Source organism: Acidocella sp., assembly GCF_050253495.1.
Classification (GTDB): domain Bacteria; phylum Pseudomonadota; class Alphaproteobacteria; order Acetobacterales; family Acetobacteraceae; genus Acidocella.
Genome location: NZ_JBFWIX010000016.1, coordinates 20,857 through 42,472 on the forward strand (window position 1 = coordinate 20,857; position 21,616 = coordinate 42,472).

The 21,616-nt window shown below is 57.7% G+C and carries 18 protein-coding genes; 5 read left to right on the forward strand and 13 right to left on the reverse strand.

Annotated features, from left to right (window positions below; all coding sequences use genetic code 11):
• The first annotated feature begins 27 nt into the window (after nt 1–27).
• Entirely contained in the window at nt 28–2,343 is a 2,316-nt protein-coding gene (locus AB7D48_RS12360; protein WP_427979535.1) for an adenosylcobalamin-dependent ribonucleoside-diphosphate reductase, read from the forward strand.
• Nucleotides 2,344–2,365: 22 nt separating this feature from the next.
• Here the strand turns inward: AB7D48_RS12360 and AB7D48_RS12365 are convergent, their stop codons facing one another.
• From AB7D48_RS12365 to AB7D48_RS12380, 4 genes are read right to left on the reverse strand one after another with little or no spacing between them, the layout of a single operon-like run.
• Nucleotides 2,366–3,106 carry an SDR family NAD(P)-dependent oxidoreductase gene (locus AB7D48_RS12365; RefSeq protein WP_427979538.1) on the reverse strand — a complete coding sequence of 247 codons (741 nt, stop codon included), beginning with the start codon at nt 3,104–3,106 and terminating at the stop codon, nt 2,366–2,368.
• Nucleotides 3,099–3,803: a GntR family transcriptional regulator gene (locus tag AB7D48_RS12370; protein WP_427979540.1), complete on the reverse strand. Its 705-nt coding sequence runs from the start codon at nt 3,801–3,803 to the stop codon at nt 3,099–3,101. Before AB7D48_RS12370 ends, AB7D48_RS12365 begins: the two co-directional genes overlap by 8 nt.
• On the reverse strand, nt 3,781–4,986 hold the full coding sequence (locus tag AB7D48_RS12375; RefSeq protein WP_427979542.1) for an aspartate aminotransferase family protein: 1,206 nt from the start codon (nt 4,984–4,986) through the stop codon (nt 3,781–3,783). The genes AB7D48_RS12370 and AB7D48_RS12375 overlap by 23 nt, the downstream gene beginning before the upstream one ends.
• Nucleotides 4,979–5,965: a phosphotransferase gene (locus AB7D48_RS12380; protein ID WP_427979545.1), complete on the reverse strand. Its 987-nt coding sequence runs from the start codon at nt 5,963–5,965 to the stop codon at nt 4,979–4,981. The genes AB7D48_RS12375 and AB7D48_RS12380 overlap by 8 nt, the downstream gene beginning before the upstream one ends.
• 156 nt (nt 5,966–6,121) lie before the next feature.
• Here AB7D48_RS12380 and poxB point away from each other — a divergent pair, with 156 nt between their 5' ends.
• Nucleotides 6,122–7,843, forward strand: a complete 1,722-nt coding sequence (poxB, locus tag AB7D48_RS12385; RefSeq protein ID WP_427979547.1) for a ubiquinone-dependent pyruvate dehydrogenase — start codon at nt 6,122–6,124, stop codon at nt 7,841–7,843.
• 144 nt (nt 7,844–7,987) lie between these two features.
• On the opposite strand, the gene AB7D48_RS12390 is transcribed toward poxB, so the two are convergent.
• From AB7D48_RS12390 to AB7D48_RS12430, 9 genes are all read right to left on the reverse strand, one after another.
• Entirely contained in the window at nt 7,988–9,916 is a 1,929-nt protein-coding gene (locus tag AB7D48_RS12390; protein ID WP_427979549.1) for a peptidoglycan D,D-transpeptidase FtsI family protein, read from the reverse strand.
• 19 nt (nt 9,917–9,935) lie between these two features.
• Complete coding sequence (locus AB7D48_RS12395; protein WP_427979552.1) at nt 9,936–10,784, reverse strand: N-acetylmuramoyl-L-alanine amidase family protein; 849 nt, start codon at nt 10,782–10,784, stop codon at nt 9,936–9,938.
• Nucleotides 10,785–11,190: 406 nt separating this feature from the next.
• Nucleotides 11,191–12,279 carry an ACR3 family arsenite efflux transporter gene (gene arsB, locus AB7D48_RS12400; protein ID WP_427979554.1) on the reverse strand — a complete coding sequence of 363 codons (1,089 nt, stop codon included), beginning with the start codon at nt 12,277–12,279 and terminating at the stop codon, nt 11,191–11,193.
• Nucleotides 12,280–12,289: 10 nt separating this feature from the next.
• Complete coding sequence (locus AB7D48_RS12405; RefSeq protein WP_427979556.1) at nt 12,290–12,700, reverse strand: arsenate reductase ArsC; 411 nt, start codon at nt 12,698–12,700, stop codon at nt 12,290–12,292.
• Nucleotides 12,701–12,775: 75 nt separating this feature from the next.
• Nucleotides 12,776–13,132, reverse strand: a complete 357-nt coding sequence (locus AB7D48_RS12410) for an ArsR/SmtB family transcription factor (protein ID WP_427979559.1) — start codon at nt 13,130–13,132, stop codon at nt 12,776–12,778.
• Between the two features lie 64 nt (nt 13,133–13,196).
• Nucleotides 13,197–14,306 carry an ABC transporter permease gene (locus AB7D48_RS12415; protein ID WP_427979561.1) on the reverse strand — a complete coding sequence of 370 codons (1,110 nt, stop codon included), beginning with the start codon at nt 14,304–14,306 and terminating at the stop codon, nt 13,197–13,199.
• A 3-nt stretch (nt 14,307–14,309) separates the two neighbouring features.
• A complete protein-coding gene (locus AB7D48_RS12420) occupies nt 14,310–15,431 on the reverse strand; it encodes an ABC transporter permease (RefSeq protein ID WP_427979563.1) in 1,122 nt (373 codons plus the stop codon).
• Nucleotides 15,428–17,203: an ATP-binding cassette domain-containing protein gene (locus tag AB7D48_RS12425; protein ID WP_427979565.1), complete on the reverse strand. Its 1,776-nt coding sequence runs from the start codon at nt 17,201–17,203 to the stop codon at nt 15,428–15,430. Before AB7D48_RS12425 ends, AB7D48_RS12420 begins: the two co-directional genes overlap by 4 nt.
• Nucleotides 17,187–18,248 carry an efflux RND transporter periplasmic adaptor subunit gene (locus AB7D48_RS12430; protein WP_427979567.1) on the reverse strand — a complete coding sequence of 354 codons (1,062 nt, stop codon included), beginning with the start codon at nt 18,246–18,248 and terminating at the stop codon, nt 17,187–17,189. Before AB7D48_RS12430 ends, AB7D48_RS12425 begins: the two co-directional genes overlap by 17 nt.
• A gap of 373 nt (nt 18,249–18,621) precedes the next feature.
• Here AB7D48_RS12430 and AB7D48_RS12435 point away from each other — a divergent pair, with 373 nt between their 5' ends.
• Genes AB7D48_RS12435 through AB7D48_RS12445 form a run of 3 tightly spaced genes read left to right on the forward strand, consistent with a single transcriptional unit; the run spans nt 18,622 to nt 21,589 of the window.
• Nucleotides 18,622–19,494: a hypothetical protein gene (locus AB7D48_RS12435; protein ID WP_427979570.1), complete on the forward strand. Its 873-nt coding sequence runs from the start codon at nt 18,622–18,624 to the stop codon at nt 19,492–19,494.
• The gene (locus tag AB7D48_RS12440; protein ID WP_427979571.1) at nt 19,491–20,183 is read left to right on the forward strand and encodes a protein glxC; all 693 of its coding nucleotides are present in this window, start codon (nt 19,491–19,493) and stop codon (nt 20,181–20,183) included. Before AB7D48_RS12435 ends, AB7D48_RS12440 begins: the two co-directional genes overlap by 4 nt.
• On the forward strand, nt 20,168–21,589 hold the full coding sequence (locus tag AB7D48_RS12445; protein ID WP_427979574.1) for an FMN-binding glutamate synthase family protein: 1,422 nt from the start codon (nt 20,168–20,170) through the stop codon (nt 21,587–21,589). Before AB7D48_RS12440 ends, AB7D48_RS12445 begins: the two co-directional genes overlap by 16 nt.
• The last annotated feature ends 27 nt before the right edge of the window (nt 21,590–21,616 follow it).

Below are 21,616 nucleotides of genomic sequence, written 5' to 3' on the forward strand. Positions count from 1 at the left end.
GCAGGCTGCCAGACCGGAGAGAACGACATGGATATTCCCGCGGATTTTTCCGCCCCAGGGAGCAATCGCGCTTCCGTGCTTGAGACGATGGCGCCCATTTCCGCCCAGATATGGGACGCGAAATACCGCTTGAAGGACGAGGAGGGAGCCCCCCTCGACCGTACGGTGGAGGATATGTGGCACCGCGTCGCGCGGGCTCTGGCCGAGGTGGAGGCGGAGCCTGAGAAATGGGAAACGCCGTTTTACGAGGCGCTTGAGGATTTTCGCTTCATTCCGGCGGGACGTATTCTCTCCGGCGCGGGGGCCAACCGGCGCGTGACATTGTTCAATTGTTTCGTGATGGGGGACATAGAGGACGATCTCGGCCAGATTTTCACGCATCTGCGTGAAGCCGCGCTGACCATGCAGCAGGGCGGTGGAATTGGATATGATTTCTCCTCTTTGCGGCCAAAGGGGGCGTTGGTGCGCGGTGTGGGGGCAGATGCCTCAGGCCCGCTCTCCTTCATGGATGTGTGGGACTCGATGTGCCGCACCATCATGTCCGCTGGCGCGCGCCGGGGGGCGATGATGGCGGTGATGCGCTGCGATCATCCAGACATCGAGGATTTCATCGCCGCTAAGCGTGAGCCGGGACGGTTACGGAATTTTAATCTGTCCGTGCTGGTGACGGATGCGTTCATGCAAGCGGTGGAAACCGGCGCGTCGTGGGATCTGGTCTTTGCCGGTCAGACCTTCCGCACCGTCCAGGCCCGTGCGTTGTGGGACAAGATCACGCGTGCCACATATGATTACGCCGAGCCGGGGGTGATCTTCATCGACCGGATCAATACCCGCAATAATCTTTATTATTGCGAGACCATCCACGCCACCAACCCGTGCGGTGAGCAGCCTCTGCCGCCATACGGGGCTTGCCTCCTGGGGTCGATCAATCTGGCGCGGCTGGTGCGTGCCCCCTTCAGTGAGGAGGCGCGGATCGACGAGGCGGAGTTAACCGCCTTGGTGGGCACGGCCATTCGCATGATGGATAATACCATCGCCGCTTCCGGGTTTCCGTTGGAGCAGCAGCAGCGGGAAGCGTTGGCCAAGCGCCGGGTGGGGCTGGGCATGACTGGCCTGGCCGATGCGCTGATGATGTGCGGGCTGCGCTATGGCAGCGTGGAGGCCGCGGCTCAGGCCGGTGAATGGGCGCGGCTTGTGGAGCGTGCCGCTTATCTGGCTTCGGCCGCTCTCGCGGAGGAGAAAGGGGCCTTTCCGCTCTATGATCGCGCCAAATATCTGGCGGGCGAGACGGTGCGCGGGTTGGATGAGGATGTGCGCGCGGCGATCGCCTCCCATGGCATCCGGAATGCGCTGCTGACCTCCATCGCGCCGACGGGCACGATTTCGTTGGTGGCGGATAATGTTTCCAGCGGGGTCGAGCCAGTATTCGCCCTGGCCTATACCCGCAAGGTGCTGCAACGAGATGGAACCCGCCGCGAAGAAGAGGTAACGGATTACGCGCTGCGTCTCTGGCGGACTAAATTTGGGGATGAGGTGGCCTTGCCGGACTATTTCGTCACCGCGCAGGACCTCACGCCGGCTGAGCATGTGCGTATGCAAGCCGCCGTGCAGCGCTATGTGGACAGCGCTATCTCCAAGACCGTGAACGTGCCCGCTAATATCGGTTTCGAGGCATTCCAGGAAGTATATCTCGACGCTTATCGCAGCGGCTGCAAAGGGTGCACGACCTATCGGCCCAACGAGATCACGGGCTCGGTGCTGGAAGCCGCGCCTCCCGCTGGCGAGACGCGGGTGGCGCAAAAAACGCACCAGCAAGAGGGTGAGGCCGGTTTTGGCCTTTTGGTGCGTGCCGACAGGCTGGTGGGCGCCACCTATAAGCTGCGCTGGCCGGATAGTGAGCATGCCATGTATGTCACGATCAACGACATCGAGCAGGATGGTATGCGCCGGCCTTTCGAGATTTTCGTGAACTCGAAAAATCTGGAGCATTATGCCTGGGTGGTGGCGCTGACACGGATGATCTCGGCGGTGTTCCGCCGTGGCGGCGAGGTGGCTTTCGTCGCCGAGGAACTGAAGCAGGTTTTCGACCCGCGCGGCGGGCAATGGAGTAATGGGCGCTATGTGCCCTCCCTGGTGGCGGCGATTGGCGATGTGATCGAGCGCCACATGATCGAGACCGGTTTTTTGACCCCGGCATCGGACCGGCTGGTGCCGCATGTCAAGAAAACCAGCCCTGGAGCCGCGCCTCTTGGGGGGCTTTGTCCTAAATGCAGTCAGCCGGGTCTGGTACGCGAGGCCGGTTGCCTGAGTTGCTTGCAATGCGGCTGGTCGAAATGCGGCTGAGCCGTGGTAATTGAGGGCTGCCTTATACGTGCTGGCCGCCATTGATATGGATTTCCGCGCCGTTCACATAGGAAGACGCAGAGCTGCATAGGAAGTGAATGGTTTGCGCCACCTCTGCGGGCGTGCCCAGGCGGCGCATGGGCACCTCCGCGGCCACGAGTTCGTCTGTTCCCTCCGATAGGATGGAAGTGCTGATCTCTCCCGGCGCGATGGCGTTGGCTCGCACGCCGCGTCCACCGAACTCATGTGCCATTTCCCGGGTGAGGGCGGCCAGGGCGGCTTTCGAGCAGGCATAGGCCACACCCGCGAAGGGATGCACCCGTGAGCCGGCGATGGAGGTGACATTCACGATGGAGCCCTGGGCGCGTTCCAGCTCCGGCAGCAGGGCGCGGGCAAGCAAGGCGGTGGAGACGAGATTGACGTTCAGCACCTTGGTCCAGAGTGCCGCGTCCGAGGCCATGACCCCCATGCGTTCGCCCTCCCGCCCCTTGGGCGAGATGCCGGCATTATTCACCAGGGCATGCAGCTTGCCGTCGCTCAACCGGGAGCGGACCTCCTCCGCCAGGGCGGGAATCTGGTCGAGATTTTCAAGATCTGCCTGAACGTGGCTTTCCCGGGCGCTGGGCCAGCGGCATTCAGGTGAGAAAGGCTGGCGTGAGACGGTGAGGATACGCCAGCCACGCTCCTGAAACAGCTTGACTGTCGCATGACCGATGCCGCGGCTGGCCCCGGTGAGCAACAGGACGGGTTTGGGATCAGGCATGGTCGGTCTCCTTGTTGATGGCATTGTCCTTGGCCGTGATGAAGGCCAGAATGGCTTGGCCGCCCTCGGTGATGTCCCGCCGGATGGCGCGCGCGGCGGCGGTTGAATCGTGGGCACGCAGGGCTTCCAATACCGGGTAATGATGTTCGATCATCGCCCGTCCGCCCGCAATATAAGTCTGGGCGATCATCGGCCCCATGCGCAGCCAGAGGCGTTTGAGCTGTGCCGCCAGAATGGGCATGCGCGCGATGGAGGCAAGGCGGAAGTGAAATTCCTGGTTGGCCTGTAGCCCGCCGGACCAGTCCATGGCCCGCATTGAGGCCTCATGCCGGGCTAGAAGCTGTTCCAGTCCGGCAATGTGGTCCAGGGTTGTGTATTTTGCCGCCTCCGCCGCCGCCAGTCCTTCCAGTGCCAGGCGGATGGCGCGGATTTCCAGATATTCCGACAGACCAAGGCTGGGAATGCGAATATCCCGCGCGGAACGGAAGCTCAGCGCCTCGTCCTGCGCCAGGCGCAGAATGGCGTCGCGCACCGGGGTGACGCTGGTGCCAAGCTGAGCGGCGAGGTCGCGGATCTTTAGGCGTTGACCGGGGCGGAAACGGCCTTGGGCAAGAGCCTCGGCCAATGTGACATAGGCGCTTTCGCTCAGTGTCTCGTGGGAGAGGGGAGATAGCTCATCCATCGGCCAGCGCGCCATCCAGGGCGGTCAGCAAAATATCCGCGTGTTCCCGGTTGAAAATCAGGGGCGGTCGGATTTTGAGGACGTTTCCGGCGGGACCGGCGCTGCTGATGAGCACACCGCGTGCGCGCATATTGTTCACCACCCGCGCGGCCAGCGCGCCATCCGTCAGTTCCGCGCCGATGAACAGCCCGGCGCCGCGGACGGCCTGGATTGACGGGCGGGCGCGCAACTCCGCCATCAGATAGACGCCGGTGGTGGAGGCGTTGTCCATGAGCTTTTCATCCTGAATCACACGCAATGTTTCAAGTGCCGCGGCCATGGCTACCGGGTTTCCTCCAAATGTGTTGAAATATCTAATGTTTTTCCCGAATTCATCGATGATGTGGCTTTGTGTCACCAGCCCGGCCGCCGGATATCCATTGCCCATGGGTTTGCCGAGCGAGACCATGTCCGGCACCAGCCCGTGGCGGGAGAAACCCCACATGGTATGGCCGGTGCGGCCAAAGCCGGGCTGCACCTCATCGGCCAGGAACAGCCCGCCAGCCTTGTGGATGGTCTCCACCGCCGGGGCGAGAAAGCCTGGCGGATCGGCGAAGACACCATCGGAGGAGAAAATCGTATCCACAACCAGAAGGGCTGGCTTGATGCCGTGGCGTTGCAGATCTTTGATGGCGGAGTCGACGCCTACGGTGAAATCCACGCCTGGAGTGGGGGCGGGCACGGTCCGCACATGTGAGCCGAGTGGCGCCGCTTCGCCCAGCGAGGGGGATATGTCCGCCGTGGCCGCGGAAACGCCGTGATACGCGTTTTCCGTGACGATGATGCCGGTGCCACCTGTCACGTAACGGGCGAGGCGGATGGCGAGGTCGTTTGCTTCACTGCCAGTGCAGGTGAAGGTGGCGCGGTTGAGACCTACCGGAAACGTAGCCAGCAGCGCATCGGCATAATCGAGAATCGTCTGGTGCAGATAGCGCGTATGGGTGTTGAGCTTGGCGCTCTGCTCCGCGACCGCCGCCACGATGCGAGGATGACAATGCCCGGCGGGGACGACGTTGTTATAAGCGTCGAGGCAGGCTTTGCCGTTGGCCTCGAACAGATAGACGCCCTCGCCGCGCACCGGGCGCAAGGGGTCGTCATAGAATAACCGGTAAGAGGGGCTGAGTGATTCGCGGCGGCGAGCGAGCAGGGAGTCAACCATGGTGTGTCCGTGAGAAAAGACCGTTGAAGACATCGTTGCCAGCGGCGAGGCAGCGCATTGCGCCGTCGCGGTAACGCAGAATATAGGCGGCGTTTTGAGGTGTCTGGCGCACGCGCCAGGAGGCGATGGTGACGGTCATTGCCATGCGGGTGCGGATGAGGCGCGGCAGCAAGCGGCGTTCCGCCTCTGTAAGCGGGGAGATATTTTCATAACCCGCAAGCCAGTCCGGTATGGTGTCGCGCAGAGCCGCGTGCGGCAGGCGGTAGGATAGCGCGACGGCGAGATCATTCACGCGCGGCGCAAGGGCAATGTCCCCAAAATCGATCACACCAGTAATGTGGGCTGGATCCTCTTCATCCACGAACAGATTATGAGGGTTGAAGTCGTTATGGATGAGTTGGGCGGGAAGGCGTGCCAGGCTAGGTTTGACGATGGCGGCGAATTCCTCCAGCACCGGCTCGACCTGGGTGCGAAGGCTGGATGAAAGCCCGTCCAGTTTTGGGGCGATGTCCAGGGCGTTGGAAATATCCCAGACTTGTTGGGGGGCTTTCAATGGCGCGGACAGGGTGGATAGCGCCCGTGCCATCTCGGCCATCATCTGGCCCAGGGCAAAGGCCTGAGCCGCGCCGCCATGGCGCTCGTGCAAAGGGGTGCCGGGTAACCAGCTTAGCGCATAGGTCTCGCGTGTCAGCCCGTCTGCATAGGTCAGAGACTGGTTGGCCAGGATGCGCGGCACAGGCAGGGCGGGAGCGGTATTTTTTAGGTGACTCAGCGCATGCAGTTGCAGGGTTGTCATCTCCGCCGTCTCGTCTGGATGGCAGATTTTCAGGATGCAACGCCGCTCATTTCCCGCATCCAGCAGAAAGGTCAGGTCGCGCTCACTGGCCAGCAGGCGTACTTGCCCCTGCAAGGATAGCGCGCGGGCGGCGTGGGCGGCGGCATCGGGTGGAGAGAGCTTGGACACCAAAATATGATGCATCATATTTTGTCGGCTGCAAATGGGGCATGTCTGGGCTGTGAGCCGGTTGGCGCCGGATTGACGCGCGCGCCCCGTGTGCAAATCTCTTCCTCATCTGGCGTGGCTGCGCCAAGGGATCGGGTTTGCGCAAATCCTTTAATCTGGAGAACGGACGACATGGTGGATACGGCGGCTGACTATATCGCTTCCTACTTGGCGCGGGCGGGGGTGAAGCGGATCTATGGCGTGGTCGGAGACTCATTGAATGGGTTCACGGATTCCCTGCGCCGCCAGGGCAAGCTCTCCTGGGTGCATATGCGCCATGAGGAAGCCGCCGCTTTCGCCGCCGGCGCTGAGGCGCAACTGACCGGTGAACTGGCGGTTTGCGCGGGAAGCTGTGGGCCGGGCAATTTGCATCTTATTAACGGGTTGTTCGATGCGCACCGTTCCCGCGCGCCGGTGCTGGCCCTTGCCGCCCATATTCCCAGCACCGAGATCGGCACGGATTATTTCCAAGCGACGCATCCTGAGATTCTATTCAAGGAATGTAGCCATTATTGCGAGTTGGTCTCCAACCCAGGCCAATTGCCGCAAATTCTGGAGCGGGCGGCACGCACCGCCATTGCTCAGAATGGTGTGGCGGTTGTCATCATCCCCGGCGATGTCGCGCTGCAGCCCCTTGCCGCCATTCCGCCAGACTGGGTGGCGCCCGCCAAGCCGCTCATACGGCCGGCCGAACCGGAGTTGGACAAGCTTGCGGGGTTGCTCAACGACGCCAAGCGCACCACCATTCTTTGCGGCGCGGGCTGTGCTGGCGCGCATGAGGAGGTGGTTGCCCTGGCTGGAAAATTGCAGGCACCCATCGTGCATGCCTTGCGCGGTAAGGAGCATGTGGAACATGATAACCATTACGATGTCGGCATGACGGGTTTTATTGGGTTCGCCTCAGGTTATCTGGCGATGAAGAATTGTGATACGCTGCTGATGTTGGGCACGGATTTTCCCTACCGGCAATTCTATCCCGAAGGCGCGCGGGTTTTGCAGATTGACCTGCGGGCCGAGGCGCTGGGCAATCGCTGCAAACTCACCCATGGCGTGGTGGGCGATGTGAAGGAAACGCTTTGCGCGTTGCTGCCCCGTTTGCATGGAGCCGCGGACCGGGGGCATCTGGAGGCTTGTCTCGCTGACTATAAGCGTGCCCGTGCCGGGCTGGATAAGTTGGCCGAGCAGGAGCCGGGTAGTGACATCATTCACCCGCAACGTGTTTATAAGCTAGCGAGCGAATTGGCGGCGGAAGATGCCATTTTCACCTGCGATGTCGGCACGCCGACCGTCTGGGCCGCGCGCTATCTGAAATTGGGTGGCAAGCGCAGGCTGCTTGGCTCCTTCAACCATGGTTCGATGGCGAATGCCATGCTCCAGGCCATCGGTGCGCAATGCACCTACCCGGCACGTCAGATTGTCTCCATGTCCGGCGATGGTGGGTTTGCGATGATGATGGGCGATGTGCTGAGCATCGGCCAATTGGGCCTGCCGCTGAAGATTGTCGTTTTGAATAACGGCACGCTGGGGTTCGTGGAACTGGAAATGAAAGCCGGTGGATTCCTGGATACGGGCGTGGATCTCAAAAATCCAAATTTCGCGCAAATGGCCGAGGCCATCGGCATCAAGGGCATACGTATCGAAAAGCCGGGCCAGTTGGAGGCGGGGTTGAAGGAAGCCTTCGCCCATCCGGGGCCGGTGCTCGTGGATGTTCTGAGTGCTAGGCAGGAGTTGGTGATGCCACCCAAAGCCGGATTGAAGGAGGTGAAGAATTTCAGTCTATTCATGCTCAAGGCCGTGATGGACGGCCGTGCCAAGGAGTTGATCGATCTTACCAAGGTCAATCTGGTGCGTTGAGCATAAGGAAAGCAGACGTGGCATGATGCCCTTGTTGGAAGAAAGGGTGGTGGATTGGCCAGCCGCATCGGCTGTCGCAAGATCTGTTGTGGGTATCGCCCGCGAATTGTTGACGCGTTGATTGTGTGACAAGCCTGAAGTCAATTAGGTTTTGCCAGATAGGGGAGGATAGCTCTGACCGTAAATAGCAAGGCTCGCTTTCTTTAGGGCGGTAAGCTGCGCGATGCGGTCAGGGTGTTTAGGGATCTTTATATGTGCCAAGTCATATGCGAATTGATTGGCACCGGGGGGTAGAGGATTGCCGGGGCCCAATGCGACCGCCGAAGGTGGTGGGGTTGGAGCCAATGGAAATTGCCATTCGGCATTGACCTGCTTGAGCTTTGCGCCAGTAAGGGGACGGATGCCCAGCATGGGGCCGATACGGCTGATGACCCTGCCGACGGCAGGGGCCGCAACATATCCTCCCGTGGTGAAACCAAAAGAAAATTTCTGCATCTTTTTTGTCGGCTTGGGGTGGATCACCAAGGCATAGACAACATAGCGAGGGCGATTGATTGGAAAAGCAGCAACAAAGGATGCGTTGTTCAAGCTCGTATTATATCGGCCGTTGGCACCCACCACCTGCGATGTTCCCGTTTTCCCACCGACAAGGTAGCCTGGGATATTTGCGTAAACCCCTGTGCCGGACAGTACAACATCGCGCATCATTTTGCGCATATCGACCGAGACGGAGGGACGCATGACACGTATGCCTTGTCTTGGAGGCGCGCCTGGCTGGGAAGCTAACAAGGTCGGTTTGAAGAGGATGCCCCCGTTCAAATCGGCGACAATTGCATTCACGAGGATAATGGGCGGCATGGCGATGCCATTGCCAAAACTAACGGACATTGTCGTGAGAAGGCGCCAGTTGTCACGATCATGCCATAGACCGTATTGTGCTCCTGGAAGTTGTATTGGCGAGCGGTTGAAAAATCCCATTTTCCGGAGCCAGGCACGTTGAATTTTAGGTCCCAAGATCGTTGCGATTCTTGAAGCTCCGATATTCGATGAATAGGCCAGAATGGCGGGCATCGCGAGCCAATGATGGGTTGGCTCATAATCCGTTACGGCAAAACCTCCCACGAATAAGGGGTGGGTTGTATTGAATTTGTCCCATACATGGACCAAGCCTGATTGCAATGCGGAAGCGAGCGTCATGAGTTTCATGACGCTGCCAGGCTCATAATCTCCCGAGATGCATCGATTAACGAGTGCATCGGAACTGGCATCATGAAAATTATTGGCATTGTAGGTAGGCAGACTTACCATTGCGACGATCTGGCCGCTCATGTTTTCAACAATGCCGCATGCCCCGCGCGCATCGTAATTTTTCATCGCTCTTGACAATTCGCGTTGCAAAATATCCTGAACGCGTAAATCTATTGACAGCCTTAATGGTTTGCCGGGCTTCTCCAAAAGCTGTTTGTTGAAACTTTCCTCAACGCCAGCAATGCCATTTTGTCCAGGTGTAACGCCGCCTAATATATGTGACGCGACGGATCCATTTGGGTAATGCCGTTGCCAGTAAGGTTGGAAATAGAGACCCGGCACGCCTAATCTGTTGACGGCCATTTCCTGAAGGGGAGATAGGGCCCTGTCGATATAGACAAAGCTTCGGTTTTTTTGCGACAGAAGCTCTTCTGTTATGTGGTCGTTTAGATCTGGGAGAATGTTTTTTAGTTTTTTTGTAACGGATTGCGCATTTTTGATTTGTTTTGGATCGGCATATAGTTCGGCATCAGGCAAAGAGACGGCAAGTATCTTTCCGTTTGCGTCGAGAATGGGTGCACGGTCTGGAAGAGGAGATGAAAATTTTGGCTTGGGTAAGACGGCCGCCAACCATGATGGGGCCGGTTTAACAGGATGAATTGAAGTAACATAAACCACGCGTGCAAGAACGGAACTAAAGGATACAATAAAAAACACAATACAAACGATAATTCTGAAATGATATTTTCGATGCCAGCCAGAAGGCAAAATATAGGCGTCGCTGAAATCGGATGATTTTGGTTTTTTAAAAGGATGTAGGCTCAAGATCTGATTGTTTTCCTGGCTAGGATTCGATGTTTTCAGGGCTGTTCTGACGCGCGAGAAACCAGGTATCGACGGCTTGCTTCATTGATAAGGAGAGGCGCATGCGAAAAGCCCGGGTGCGCAGGGCTGCTTCGTCTTTGGCGTTCGATAGGAAAGCCGTTTCGACAAGAATGCTTGGAATCGCATCCGATTGCAGAACGGCGAATGTTGCTTTGCGTGCCGGGTTTGTCAGCATGTCAACTCTCTCTGACAGGGAGCTTACCATTGATCGCTGCGCCGCGATGGACTCTATTTTTGTGCGGCGACTCATGAGATCAAACAAGATTTTACTCGTTTCCTTCGATACACCTTTAAAGTTTGGCGTTGACAATATTTCCACGCTATTTTCGCTTTGAGCGATTTCCGCCGCCAAGGGATCCGAGGGGTCGGGTGAGAATGTATAAACCGAGGCACCTCTTATATCTGGATGCCCAATGATTGCATTGGCATGAACAGATACGAGCAGCGTTGCATGGTGACGTTCGGCAAAATCAACCCTGTTTTGCAGGGGAACAAAAATATCCTTCTCACGGGTCATCAATGTTCGATAGCCGGCACGGCGGAGCATCATATTCAAATCGAGAGCTGTCGCCAGGACGATATCTTTTTCATAGATATTTCCGTGGCCAATGCATCCCGGGTCTTTCCCGCCATGTCCGGGATCAATGACGATGAGATGGTGTGGATCGATTTGCCAAGGCTGAGGCTTAGAAGATAATGCTTCGGTGTGCTGCTGCATGGCACGGGCGAGGCGTGCCTGCATCCAGAACGGAATAGATAGCGTTATTTTTATCCCTAAGTCGCACAAAATGCGGCGTGAAAAGATCATTTTGCGTGCCTCGTAGCTGAAGGCAGGTTTGCTTCCAAATATTTTGTTAGCAAATTCAATCTGTTGTAACGAACTTCTGTGATATTACTTTAATTTTTATGGTGTGTTAAGGCGGCGTGGGCACTCATAATGTAATTGAGTATGTCCATGTAATTTCATGGAAATATATATGGTTTTGCGCCGGTGGAAATATTGGTGAATCTTTTGCATGAAGCAGGCTATGTCAGTCGCATCATGAGCAAGAGTGACTTGTTTCTGGTTGTAAGCAGGATGGATGCAAAGCTTTGTTACTTTTTAATCAAATCTGGTCTTTGTGGAATTCATTGAGGCTTTGCTCTTCGCGGTTGGTGGCATATAAAATTTTCTGGCTGTTTGAAATAGGTTTCCTCCTGGCGATCTCATGCCGTCAGCCGTGGATATTGGCGCGGCTGGATTGTTCATACCACCCCTTGGATCGTGTTACGAGTTTGACGACCATGAGCATGACGGGAACTTCGATGAGTACACCAACGACCGTGGCCAATGCCGCGCCCGATTGGAAACCGAATAGGCTGATGGCCGCAGCCACGGCGAGTTCGAAAAAATTTGAAGCGCCGATAAGTGCGGAGGGGCAGGCAATATTATGTTTTTCTCCGGCAAGGCGGTTTAGCGCATACGCCAATCCTGAATTAAAGAAGACCTGGATCATGATGGGAATGGCCAGCATGATGATCACCATAGGCTGATGTAAAATAGCCTGTCCTTGAAACGCAAAGAGAAGGATCAAGGTCAACAGCAGGGCTAGAATGGACCAAGGCCCGACCCTGGTCATGGCGGCTGCAAAATCAGACTGTCCCTTGTTTAGCAAATATAGCCGCCAGAGCTGTGCTGGAATGACCGGAATAACGATATAAAGGACCACGGAGGTGAATAACGTACTCCAGGGCACGGTGATGGCGGAAGCTCCCAAGAGCAATCCGACGAGAGGTGCAAAAGCAAAGACCATGATGGTGTCGTTCAATGCCACCTGAGACAGCGTAAAAAGCGGATCGCCGTTGGAGAGTTTACTCCATACGAATACCATGGCTGTGCAGGGGGCCGCGGCCAGCAAGATCAGTCCGGCGATATAGCTGTCGATTTGTTCCGCAGGTAGGAAGGGACGGAACAAATGCCCAATGAAAAGAGACGCAAGCAATGCCATGGAGAAGGGTTTGACCAGCCAATTGACAAATAACGTGACGCCAATGCCACGCATATGTTGCTTGACCTCATGCAGCGCTCCAAAATCCACCTTTACCAGCATTGGAATGATCATCACCCAGATCAGCAGTCCGAGCGGGATGTTAACCTGAGCAATGGACATGTTGCCTATGACGTGGAACAGACCAGGGACGATCCGGCCGGCGGCAATACCGGTCGCGATACAGAAAAAGACCCAAAGGCTTAGGTAGCGTTCAAAATTATTCATTGGTGCACCAGTGGATTTTTTGGCGGTGACGTCACATTGGATGGACATGGCGGGGACCTTACAGGCCCAGAGCCAGACGAACGGCGGGCACGAGGCGGGTGCGAATTTCGTCACGTAGATTCAAGAAATTTTCCAAGGGTTCACCATGTGGGTCATGGAAAGAAATATGAATGCGTGGCACTTGCCTAGGAAAAATTGGGCAGGTTTCCTTGGCGTTGTCGCAGACCGTCACGACGAGATCGAAAGTTTCGTCGATGACGGCGTTGATATCTTTCGGGTAGAGATCTGCTGTTGGTAAACCCGCGAGCTTTAATGCCTTGATCGCGTTCTCCGCGACCCTGGGCTGAGGTTGTGTGCCGGCGGAAAATACGCGAACTATATCATGTAGATCATGTTTGAGGATGACTTCCGCCATTTGCGACCGGCATGAGTTGCCGGTGCAAAGGATGAGAACTGTCTGCTGTGCCATACGCTTTTTCCCTGAAATATATTTACTCTCGCCTGCTGGAGCGGCAAATTTATCCCAATTTTTTTGTAAAATGGGTCATGCGGGTCTTTGTTGTTTTGGCTTTTGCAGTTTTGATCCATCACAGATTTTAACATTGCAAGCCGAGGAGGTTCCCATGCAGCAATTCTCGGTGAGGTAGGAGAGCAGCGCGTTCATGTTGGTGATCTCGGTTGAGTAGATCAGGGAACGGCTCTCGCGCCGGAATGTAACCAGTCTGGCATGGCGGAGTTGACTAAGGTGAAAGGACAACGTCGCCGATGCCAAGCCCAATTGTTCGCCGATCTGACCGGCGGGAAGACCATCCGGGCCAGCCTGCACGAGGAGGCGGAAAATATCGAGCCGGGTCTCCTGGGCAAGGGCGGCCAATGCGGCAATGATGTCTGTTTTCTCCATTATTCCATTTTTATGGAAATATAGATAAAAGGCAAGTGCGATCCGCGCTGGCCGGGGAGATGGGTCAGACAGACTGCTTGCGGAATAGCCAGCCTGCCGCGACCAAGCTTATCACCGCGAGGGCTGTCATGGCGGCAAACTGCGGCAGCAGCATGCTGAAATCAGGTTTTCCAAGGAAACAATCCCGTATGACCACCAGAGCGTAGCGCATGGGATTGATGAGGGTGAGATCCTGCACGAGCACAGGCATATTCGCGATGGGGGTGGCGAAGCCTGAAAGGATGATGGACGGCACCATGAACAGGAAGGCGCCCAGCAGGGCCTGCTGCTGAGTGGAAGCAAGCGATGAGATCATCAACCCGATACCTGTTACCGCGGCGATGAACAGGAATAGTCCGGTATAAAGCAGGACCAGCCCGCCCAGCAGCGGCACGCCGAACCAAAAATGCGTGGCCAGGATGATGACCGTGCCTTCGACCAAACCAATAATTAGGCCGGGTAGGCTTTTGCCAATGACGATGTCGAGCGGTCTGAGCGGTGTAACCAAGATCTGGTCGAAAGTGCCGGCTTCGCGTTCCCGCGCGACGGACAGTCCCACCACCAGCAATGTGATAACCTGGGTGAGCAAGGCCACGATGCCAGGGACGATGAACCAGTGAGAGTCGAGTGTGGGATTATAGAGCGCGCGTGGTATGAGCCGGGCATAGGGTGCCGTGCCGCCGTGCACGGCGCTCCAGCTTTCGCTAACCGATGAAATGATGTTGTTGGCATAGCCCAAAATCAGCAAGGCTGTATTGGAGTTGCGACCATCGACAATGATCTGCACCGGTGCGGGTTGGCCTAGTAGAAGATTGCGGGTGTAGCGCGGATCGATGTCCAGAACCATTTCAACGGTGCGTGAATCAATGAGCTGTTTTATACGGTCTGGGCTATGTAATACAGCAACCTCCTGGAAACTGGCCGAGCCGGCGAAATCGGCCACCAGTTCACGCGAGAGGGCGGTTTGGTCTTGGTCATAAACCGCGAAGGGGACATGGTTGAGATCGAAGCTCGCGGCATATCCGAATACCACGAGTTGGATGAGCGGCGGGCCGATGAGCACCATGCGGCTCTTGGCGTCGCGCAATATGACCAAAAACTCCTTCACGATCAGGGCGATCAGGCGGGCCAGCATGGGTCAGTCGAGCCTTTTGCGGGCGGCTAGTCGTGCCAACCCCAGAAACATCAAGGCCATGACCAGCAGAGCGAACAGATTGGGTAGAATCACCGACCAGACCGTGCCTGCCAGAAACAAGGTTTGCAGAATAGCCACGAAATATCGTGCCGCGACGATATGTGTGAGTAGTTGAACAGGCACTGGCATGCTGGAAATATCGAATATGAAACCGGAAAGGATGAAGGCCGGAAGAAAAGTGGCGATGATGGCGATTTGTCCGGCGACAAATTGTGTCTTGGCCACGGCCGAAATCAGCAATCCCATGCCGAGCGAAGCAAGCATGAAGAGTGACGAGGCCAAGCCAAGCATGCAGAGCGAACCCAGCAGCGGTACGCCGAACAGAAACACCGCGATCAACACGGATACAACCATTCCCCCCATGCCGAGCAGAAAATAAGGGATGATTTTGGAAATCAATATTTCCTGCATGCTTACCTTGGTGACCATCAGTGCTTCCATGGTGCCGCGCTCCCATTCGCGCGCGACGACCAGGGCGGTCAGTAGCGCGCCGGTGAGGGTCATGATGACGGCGATAAGGCCGGGGACCAGATAGTCCCGGCTTCTGACGGCGGGGTTGAACCAGATGCGCGGCTCGACATCGATCGGAACCGAGTTGGAGATGCCAGTTCGCGCGGCTTGACGTTGAATCCAATCCGCCCAGCTTTGCTCGACATAATTTTCGATCAGTCGCGCATTGTTGGCGTCTATGCCGTTGACGAAGAGCGCGATGGCCGGGCTTTGACCGGTTGCGAGTTTACGGGCGAAGTCGCCCCGCAGCCAGATGAACCCTTCTATGGCGCCGGCATTCATGGCCTGTGTGGCAGCCTTTTCATTGGTGAAATCATGAGGCGTGAAGTAGGGGGAATGGCGGAATTCGGCTGTGAAACTAGTAGCCGCGGCGCTTGGCGTGTCGACCACCAGCCCCAGCCCCACATGGCGGGCGTCAAGTGACACGCCATAGCCAAACAACAGCAGCAGCACTGTCGGCAGAATGAAGGCAATGGCGATGGAGGAGGGGTCGCGCAGGATTTGCAATGTTTCCTTGCGGACCAGCCCGCGCAGACGCATCAGCACCGCGTTCATGCCGCTTGTCCGGCTGGTTTGGGATTGCTGCTGGCCATGATGAGGGACACAAAGGCATCTTCCATGGTTGGGGCCGGCTGGTCAGGTGCGCGCGCCGCGTTTTTGAGGGCCTCTGAAGTGCCCGCCGCCAGAATTCGGCCCTGCGCCATGATGACCAAATGGTCGCAATATTCGGCCTCGTCCATGAAGTGGGTGGTTACCAGTACGGTGACGCCTTGATCCGCCAAGGCGTTGATGCGCTGCCAGAACTCACGCCGCGCTAGCGGGTCGACGCCGGAGGTGGGTTCGTCGAGAAACAATATGTCAGGTTCATGCATAAGGGCACAGGCAAGGGCCATGCGTTGCTTGAAGCCAAGAGGAAGGTCGCGGCTGGTGGCATTGGTATAATGGCTTAGCTCAAACTCGTCTAAGGCCCAATTGATGCGCTCAGTGCGCCGAGCGCCGCGCAACCCATAAGCCGAGGCAAAAAAACGTAGATTCTGAATGACGCTCAGTTCGCCATATAAGGAGAATTTCTGAGCCATATAACCGAGTCGCCCCCGTGCGGTGGCGGCCGCTGTGCGCAGGTCAAATCCATCGACCCGCAGCCGGCCGCTGGTGGCGGGCAATAAACCGCACAACATGCGAAAGGTGGTTGATTTTCCAGCACCATTGGCGCCCAGAAGGCCGAAGATCTCTCCACGTTCAACCGTGAAGCTGATATCGTCAACCGCCGTGAAAGCGCCGAAACGCTTGGTGAGGTTGGCAACCTCGATGGCGGCGTCATGTGGGACGGAGGCGGTGACGGTCGGTGGCGTATGTTGCGCCATTGGTACCTGTAGGCCGTTTTTGGCGCGCAGGAGGTCGATGAATCTGTCCTCGAAGCATGGCGGCACGGGGGTGAGTGTGAGGCCGTCGATGTCGGCTGGTTCAATGGCCTCGGGCGCGACGTGCTCATTCAGCACAAGCCGGACGGCTTCTCCTTGGATCAACGCATCGGTAACGCCTGGCGCGGCGGCCAGAGCCGTTTGCAGCGCCCGCTTGGGCACGCCTTCCGCGCGGGCCAGAAAGCTGCGTCCCGTCATGACCTGGGTAAATGTCTCCGGTCTGCCGGAGCCGATCAACTGGCCTTCATGCAGCAGCAGCACCTCATCGCAGCGCTCCGCCTCGTCGAGATAGGCGGTGGAGAGCAAGACGCTCATGCCGGCGCCACGCACCAGCTGGTCGATAATTTGCCAGAGTTCCCGGCGTGAAACCGGATCGACACCAACGGTTGGTTCGTCCAGCAGCAGCAGGCGCGGCGGGCGGATCAGCGTGCAAGCCAGCCCCAGCTTTTGTTTCATGCCTCCTGAAAGGCGCCCGGCTAGACGCGATGTGAAGGGGCGCATACCGGTCATGTGCAGCAACTCGTCATATTGAGCTGGGCGGTTCGCGGCCGGGACGCCCTGCAGGTCGGCATAGAGGTCGAGATTTTCCTGCACGGTCAGGTCTTCATAAAGCCCGAAGCGCTGCGGCATGTAGGAAATCATGCCTTGTACCTTAAGAGGGGCGGCGCTTACGTCGGTGCCGAATACGGAGATTTTGCCTTTGTCGAGCCGGAGCAGCCCGCAGATTAGGCGCATCAAGGTGGTTTTGCCAGCACCATCCGGGCCGATCAGTCCGGTCACCAGCCCTGGCGATGTTTGCGCGGTCACATCTTCGAGTGCTGTGACGATGCGCTTAGCCATGCGAAACCGGCGCGTGACCCCCGCCAGAACCAATGCCTGCTGGGGAGGGTCAGTTTGCGGGAGCATTGGCGCCGTCACAGACATCCGCGCCACGTGCCGCGTCTTTCGTCCGGTTTTGGGCGAGGTCTATGGTCACGGTTGCCGGCATGCCAAGTTGCAATTGGCCTTGCGAGTTGCAGGCATAAACACGAACTTGATAAACGAGTTGGGCGCGCAGGTCGGGGGTTTCGACCGTCTTGGGGGTGAATTCAGCTGTGGGAGAGATGTAACCAATCCATCCACGATAGATTTTGCCTGGGTAGGAATCCGTGCTGACATTTGCCGTCATGCCAAGCTGGATGCGGCCTAGATCGCTCTCGGGCACATAGGCGCGTACCCAGAGAGGATTGGTGAGGGCGATGATGTAAACCGGCGTGGATGGCGAGGTCATGTCGCCCGGTTCCTGGACGCGATCCTCGACGACACCGCTAGCCGGAGCATGGAGTTCGGTGTCTTCATATTCCTGCTGGGCCAGGGCCGCGTTGGCTTTCGCGGCGTTATAGGCGGCCTGTGCGGCGGCAATGTCCTCGTCGCGCGGGCCCTTCACGGCCAGAATATAGGCTTGCTTGGCGGCTTCGTAATTTTGCTTTGCATTGAGATAGGCGGCTCTGGCGTCGTCACGTTGCTGTATGGTTGCCGCTCCGCCGGGAGCCAGCGAGGCGTAGCGGCTGAAATTGGCCGCGTCGTTTTGATATATGGCGGCCAGCGCATCCATTTGTGCCTTGGCCTGGGCGATCTGCTCGGGGCGCGAGCCCGCGAGCAAGGCGGCAAGGATCTCTTTTTGGTTGGAAGCCTGGGCATTGGCGCTGTTAAGCGCATCGGCGAAACGGCTTTTATCGAGTGTGGCGATCAGTTGGCCCTTGCGAACAGCATCGCCTTCCTGGAGCATCATATGGTTGATGCGCCCTGAATCGTAAAAAGCGGCATTGACCTCGCGGATATCGACATTGCCATAAAGCGTGAGGCGAGCCGCATTGGGTGCCGTGCGCCAATGCAGATAGGCGCCAATGCCCAGCAAAACCACCAAAATGATGGCGATTATTGGAACAATATATTTGCGCTTGCTTGCCATGATGTTGCTGCGTTCCAACCGAATGCCACGTGGGTGAGTCGGCAACAGATAATCAGGCCGTGGGTCAAGTGTAAACGCCCGCAGCCCGCGGGCGGTTGCTTACGGGGAGCTGCCTATGCTGAGGGCATGACCGCCTCGTGTTGGGTGGGGCGCGGGTATGACGCGTCGCTCATGCTGTTGGGGTTGAGCAAATGTAAAATGGCGTAAACTGTCAAGAAATGCCGCTATATGCCGCGCTAATGTCCCTGTTGTCGTTTGCTGCTCAATTTATGATCTTTGTTTGGGCAAAAAACAGGAGATATACTTAATGTGCGGAATTGCTGGTCGAATATTAGGCGGGCTGGGGGATGTGGGGACAGATTTGGTAGAGCTGATGGATGCCCAGGCCCATCGTGGCTCTGACAGTACCGGGTTTGCCGTTTATGCCCAGCCTCGTGAGGTTGGTTATGTCGTGCGCGCCATGGGGTTCGAGCGTGCCAAGCTGGGCAAGGATCTGGAGGATTTTCTGTTCATCCTGCGCGAGCATGGAGGGGATTTTCTTGAAAATCCAACCTGGGACGCCAGTGGCGACAAACATTATTCCGTCCGCATGGTGATCAGCGATCCCACCGATATGGCACGTTGGATTCACGATGCCGATACGATCTGTTCACGGCTTGAAGTGCAGTCGGTGGGGCGGTCGCTCGAAATCATCAAGGACATGGGTGGTGCGGTTCAGGTGGCTGAAAAGCACAATGTGCGCGGCATGATCGGTACACACGGGCTGGGTCATGCCCGCCTGGCCACCGAGAGCGCGGTGCGGCCCAATGCAAGCCATCCGTTTTGGGCGCGGCCATTTCCCGATGTCGCCATTGTACATAATGGTCAGATCACCGACTACACCAATTGGCGCTCTCGGCTGGAGCGGCAGGGGTATCGTTTTCTGACACAGAACGATTCCGAACTGATCGCGGTTTGGGTGTCGCATGAGATGAGCCAGGGCTTGAGCCTGCAAGAGGCGCTTGATCTTTCGATCAAGCAGATCGACGGCGTGTTCACCTACATGATTGCGGATATGAACGGTATTGGTTTCGCCAAGGACCGTTTCGCCATCAAGCCCCTGGCCACCGTGCAGGAGGCGGGTACTTTCTGTGCTGCGACCGAAGAGCAGGCGCTGCGCCGTGTTTATCCAGGCGGTGCGAAAATCATCAATTATGACGGTCCGGCGAAAACGGGCATTTGGGGGCGTGGAGCCTTGGCGGCATGAGCGATTATGTGATCGATGTGGGTGCTAGGCCCATCAAGGATGTCGCCGCGGAGATTCAGGAGGCGGCGCGCATCCATCAATCCTTGCGGGTGATCAATACGCTCTCACGTCATAATTTGGGGGTTGGCCTGCCACCCGGCGTCGATGTCAGCTTTGAGGGATCGGTCGGCTATTATTGTGGCGGCTTGAATACGGGCGCGCGTGTGAACATCGAAGGCGATGCCGGGTGGGGCGTGGGCGAGGGCATGGATTCTGGGCATATCACGGTTGGCGGTTATGCCGGCATGTCGGTAGGCGCGGCCATGCGGGGCGGTCTCATTCACGTTAAGGGCGATACCGGGCCGCGCGCGGGCGTGGCCATGAAGGGTGGCAACATCGTCGTTGAAGGTAAGCTCGGTGCCCAGGCGGGTTTCATGGCGCATAGCGGCAAGATCATCGCGCTGGGTGGTGCGTCTTCCTCCTGCGCCGATGCGCTGTGGCAGGGCGAGATCTGGGTCGCGGGCGAGATCGAGAGTCTCGGCGTGGACGCGATAATTGTTGATCCAACGGCGGAGCAGGTGGCCGAGGTGGATGCAATCCTCGCCCCGCTCGGGCTTGTCGACAACTCACGTAACTGGCGGCGCATCGTCGCGGGCCAGCGTCTTTGGTATTTCGAGAGCAGGGATGCAAACGCATGGCTGATGATCTGAACAGCGGCTATAATTATCCGTTCCCCGATCCTTCCGAGGATATGGTCAAGTTTGGCGATGGCGCCATTCCCGGCCGCCCCGCCGGCGTACCGTCTTCTTACGATGTCGGTGGCTCGTTGCGCTGGACGCCGGAGGCCATTTCCGAGGTGCATGCCCTGTCACAATTGGGCCGTTACCAGGTGCGCGGCTTTAACACGTTCAACAAGCGCTTTCCCACGTTTGATGACCTCACCTTCGTGCCCGCCACCATGACGCGCCTGCCTCTTGAAGGGTACCGGGAGAGTTGCGATACCACCACCGTGCTGGGTGGTGGCCGTGGCATTGTCGAAAGGCCCATCGAGCTTAAGATCCCTATTTATATCGCGTCAATGTCGTTCGGCGCGCTCTCGGCCAATGCCAAGGAGGCGCTGGGCCATGGCGCCAGCAAGGTGGGGACCATGACCTGCACCGGAGAGGGCGGCATGCTGGAGGAAGAGCGCGCGGCCTCGTGCAAGCTGGTCTATCAGATGTCACCGGCCCGCTACGGGCTCGATTTGGACCATCTGCGCCGGGCCGATGGGTTGGAAATCGTCGTTGGCCAGGGCGCCAAGCCCGGTACGGGCGGGTTGCTGCTTGGCATGAAAGTCTCGCCTCGCGTCTCGCAGATGCGTACCTTGCCCGAAGGCGTGGATCAGCGTTCCACCGTGCGTCACCCGGATTGGCTGGGGGCCGACGATCTGGCCATCAAGGTTGAAGAGCTTCGCATTGCGACCAATTATCAGGTGCCGATCTTCCTCAAGATGGGAGCCACCCGCCCGCGTTATGACGTGGCGATTGCCGCCAAGGCCGGGGTCGACGTGGTGGTGGTGGATGGCGCCGAGGGGGGCACCGGCGCTTCGCCGGAATTGCTGCTAAACCACACCGGTATTCCTACGATCTCAGCCATTCGCGCGGCACGTGAGGCGCTGGATGAATGCGGCATGTCCGGTAAGGTTTCGTTGGTGGCGGCTGGGGGAATACGCTCCGGTGTCGATGCAGCAAAATGCCTGGCCCTGGGGGCGGATGCCGTGATGATCGGCAATTCCGCCATGATTTCGCTGGGCTGTAACTCGCCCCGTTATCTGGATGATTACAAGAAGCTCGGTACTAGCCCAGGGGCTTGTCATCATTGCCATACAGGGCTTTGCCCGGTGGGCGTGGCAACGCAGAATCCCGAATTGACCGCGCGCATGGATGTGGCGGCGGGGGCCGAGCGCGTGGCACGCTTCCTCACGGCCATGACCATGGAAGTGACGGCGTTGGCCAAGGCGTGTGGCAAGTCTAATGTGCATAATCTCGACATAGAGGATTTGCGCGCGCTCTCCTTTGAGGCATCCGCCTTCACGGGTGTGAAGATGGCGGGCATCGACCGTGCTTATGAATGGTGACGGGAAGCCCTTGCGATTGTAAGGGCG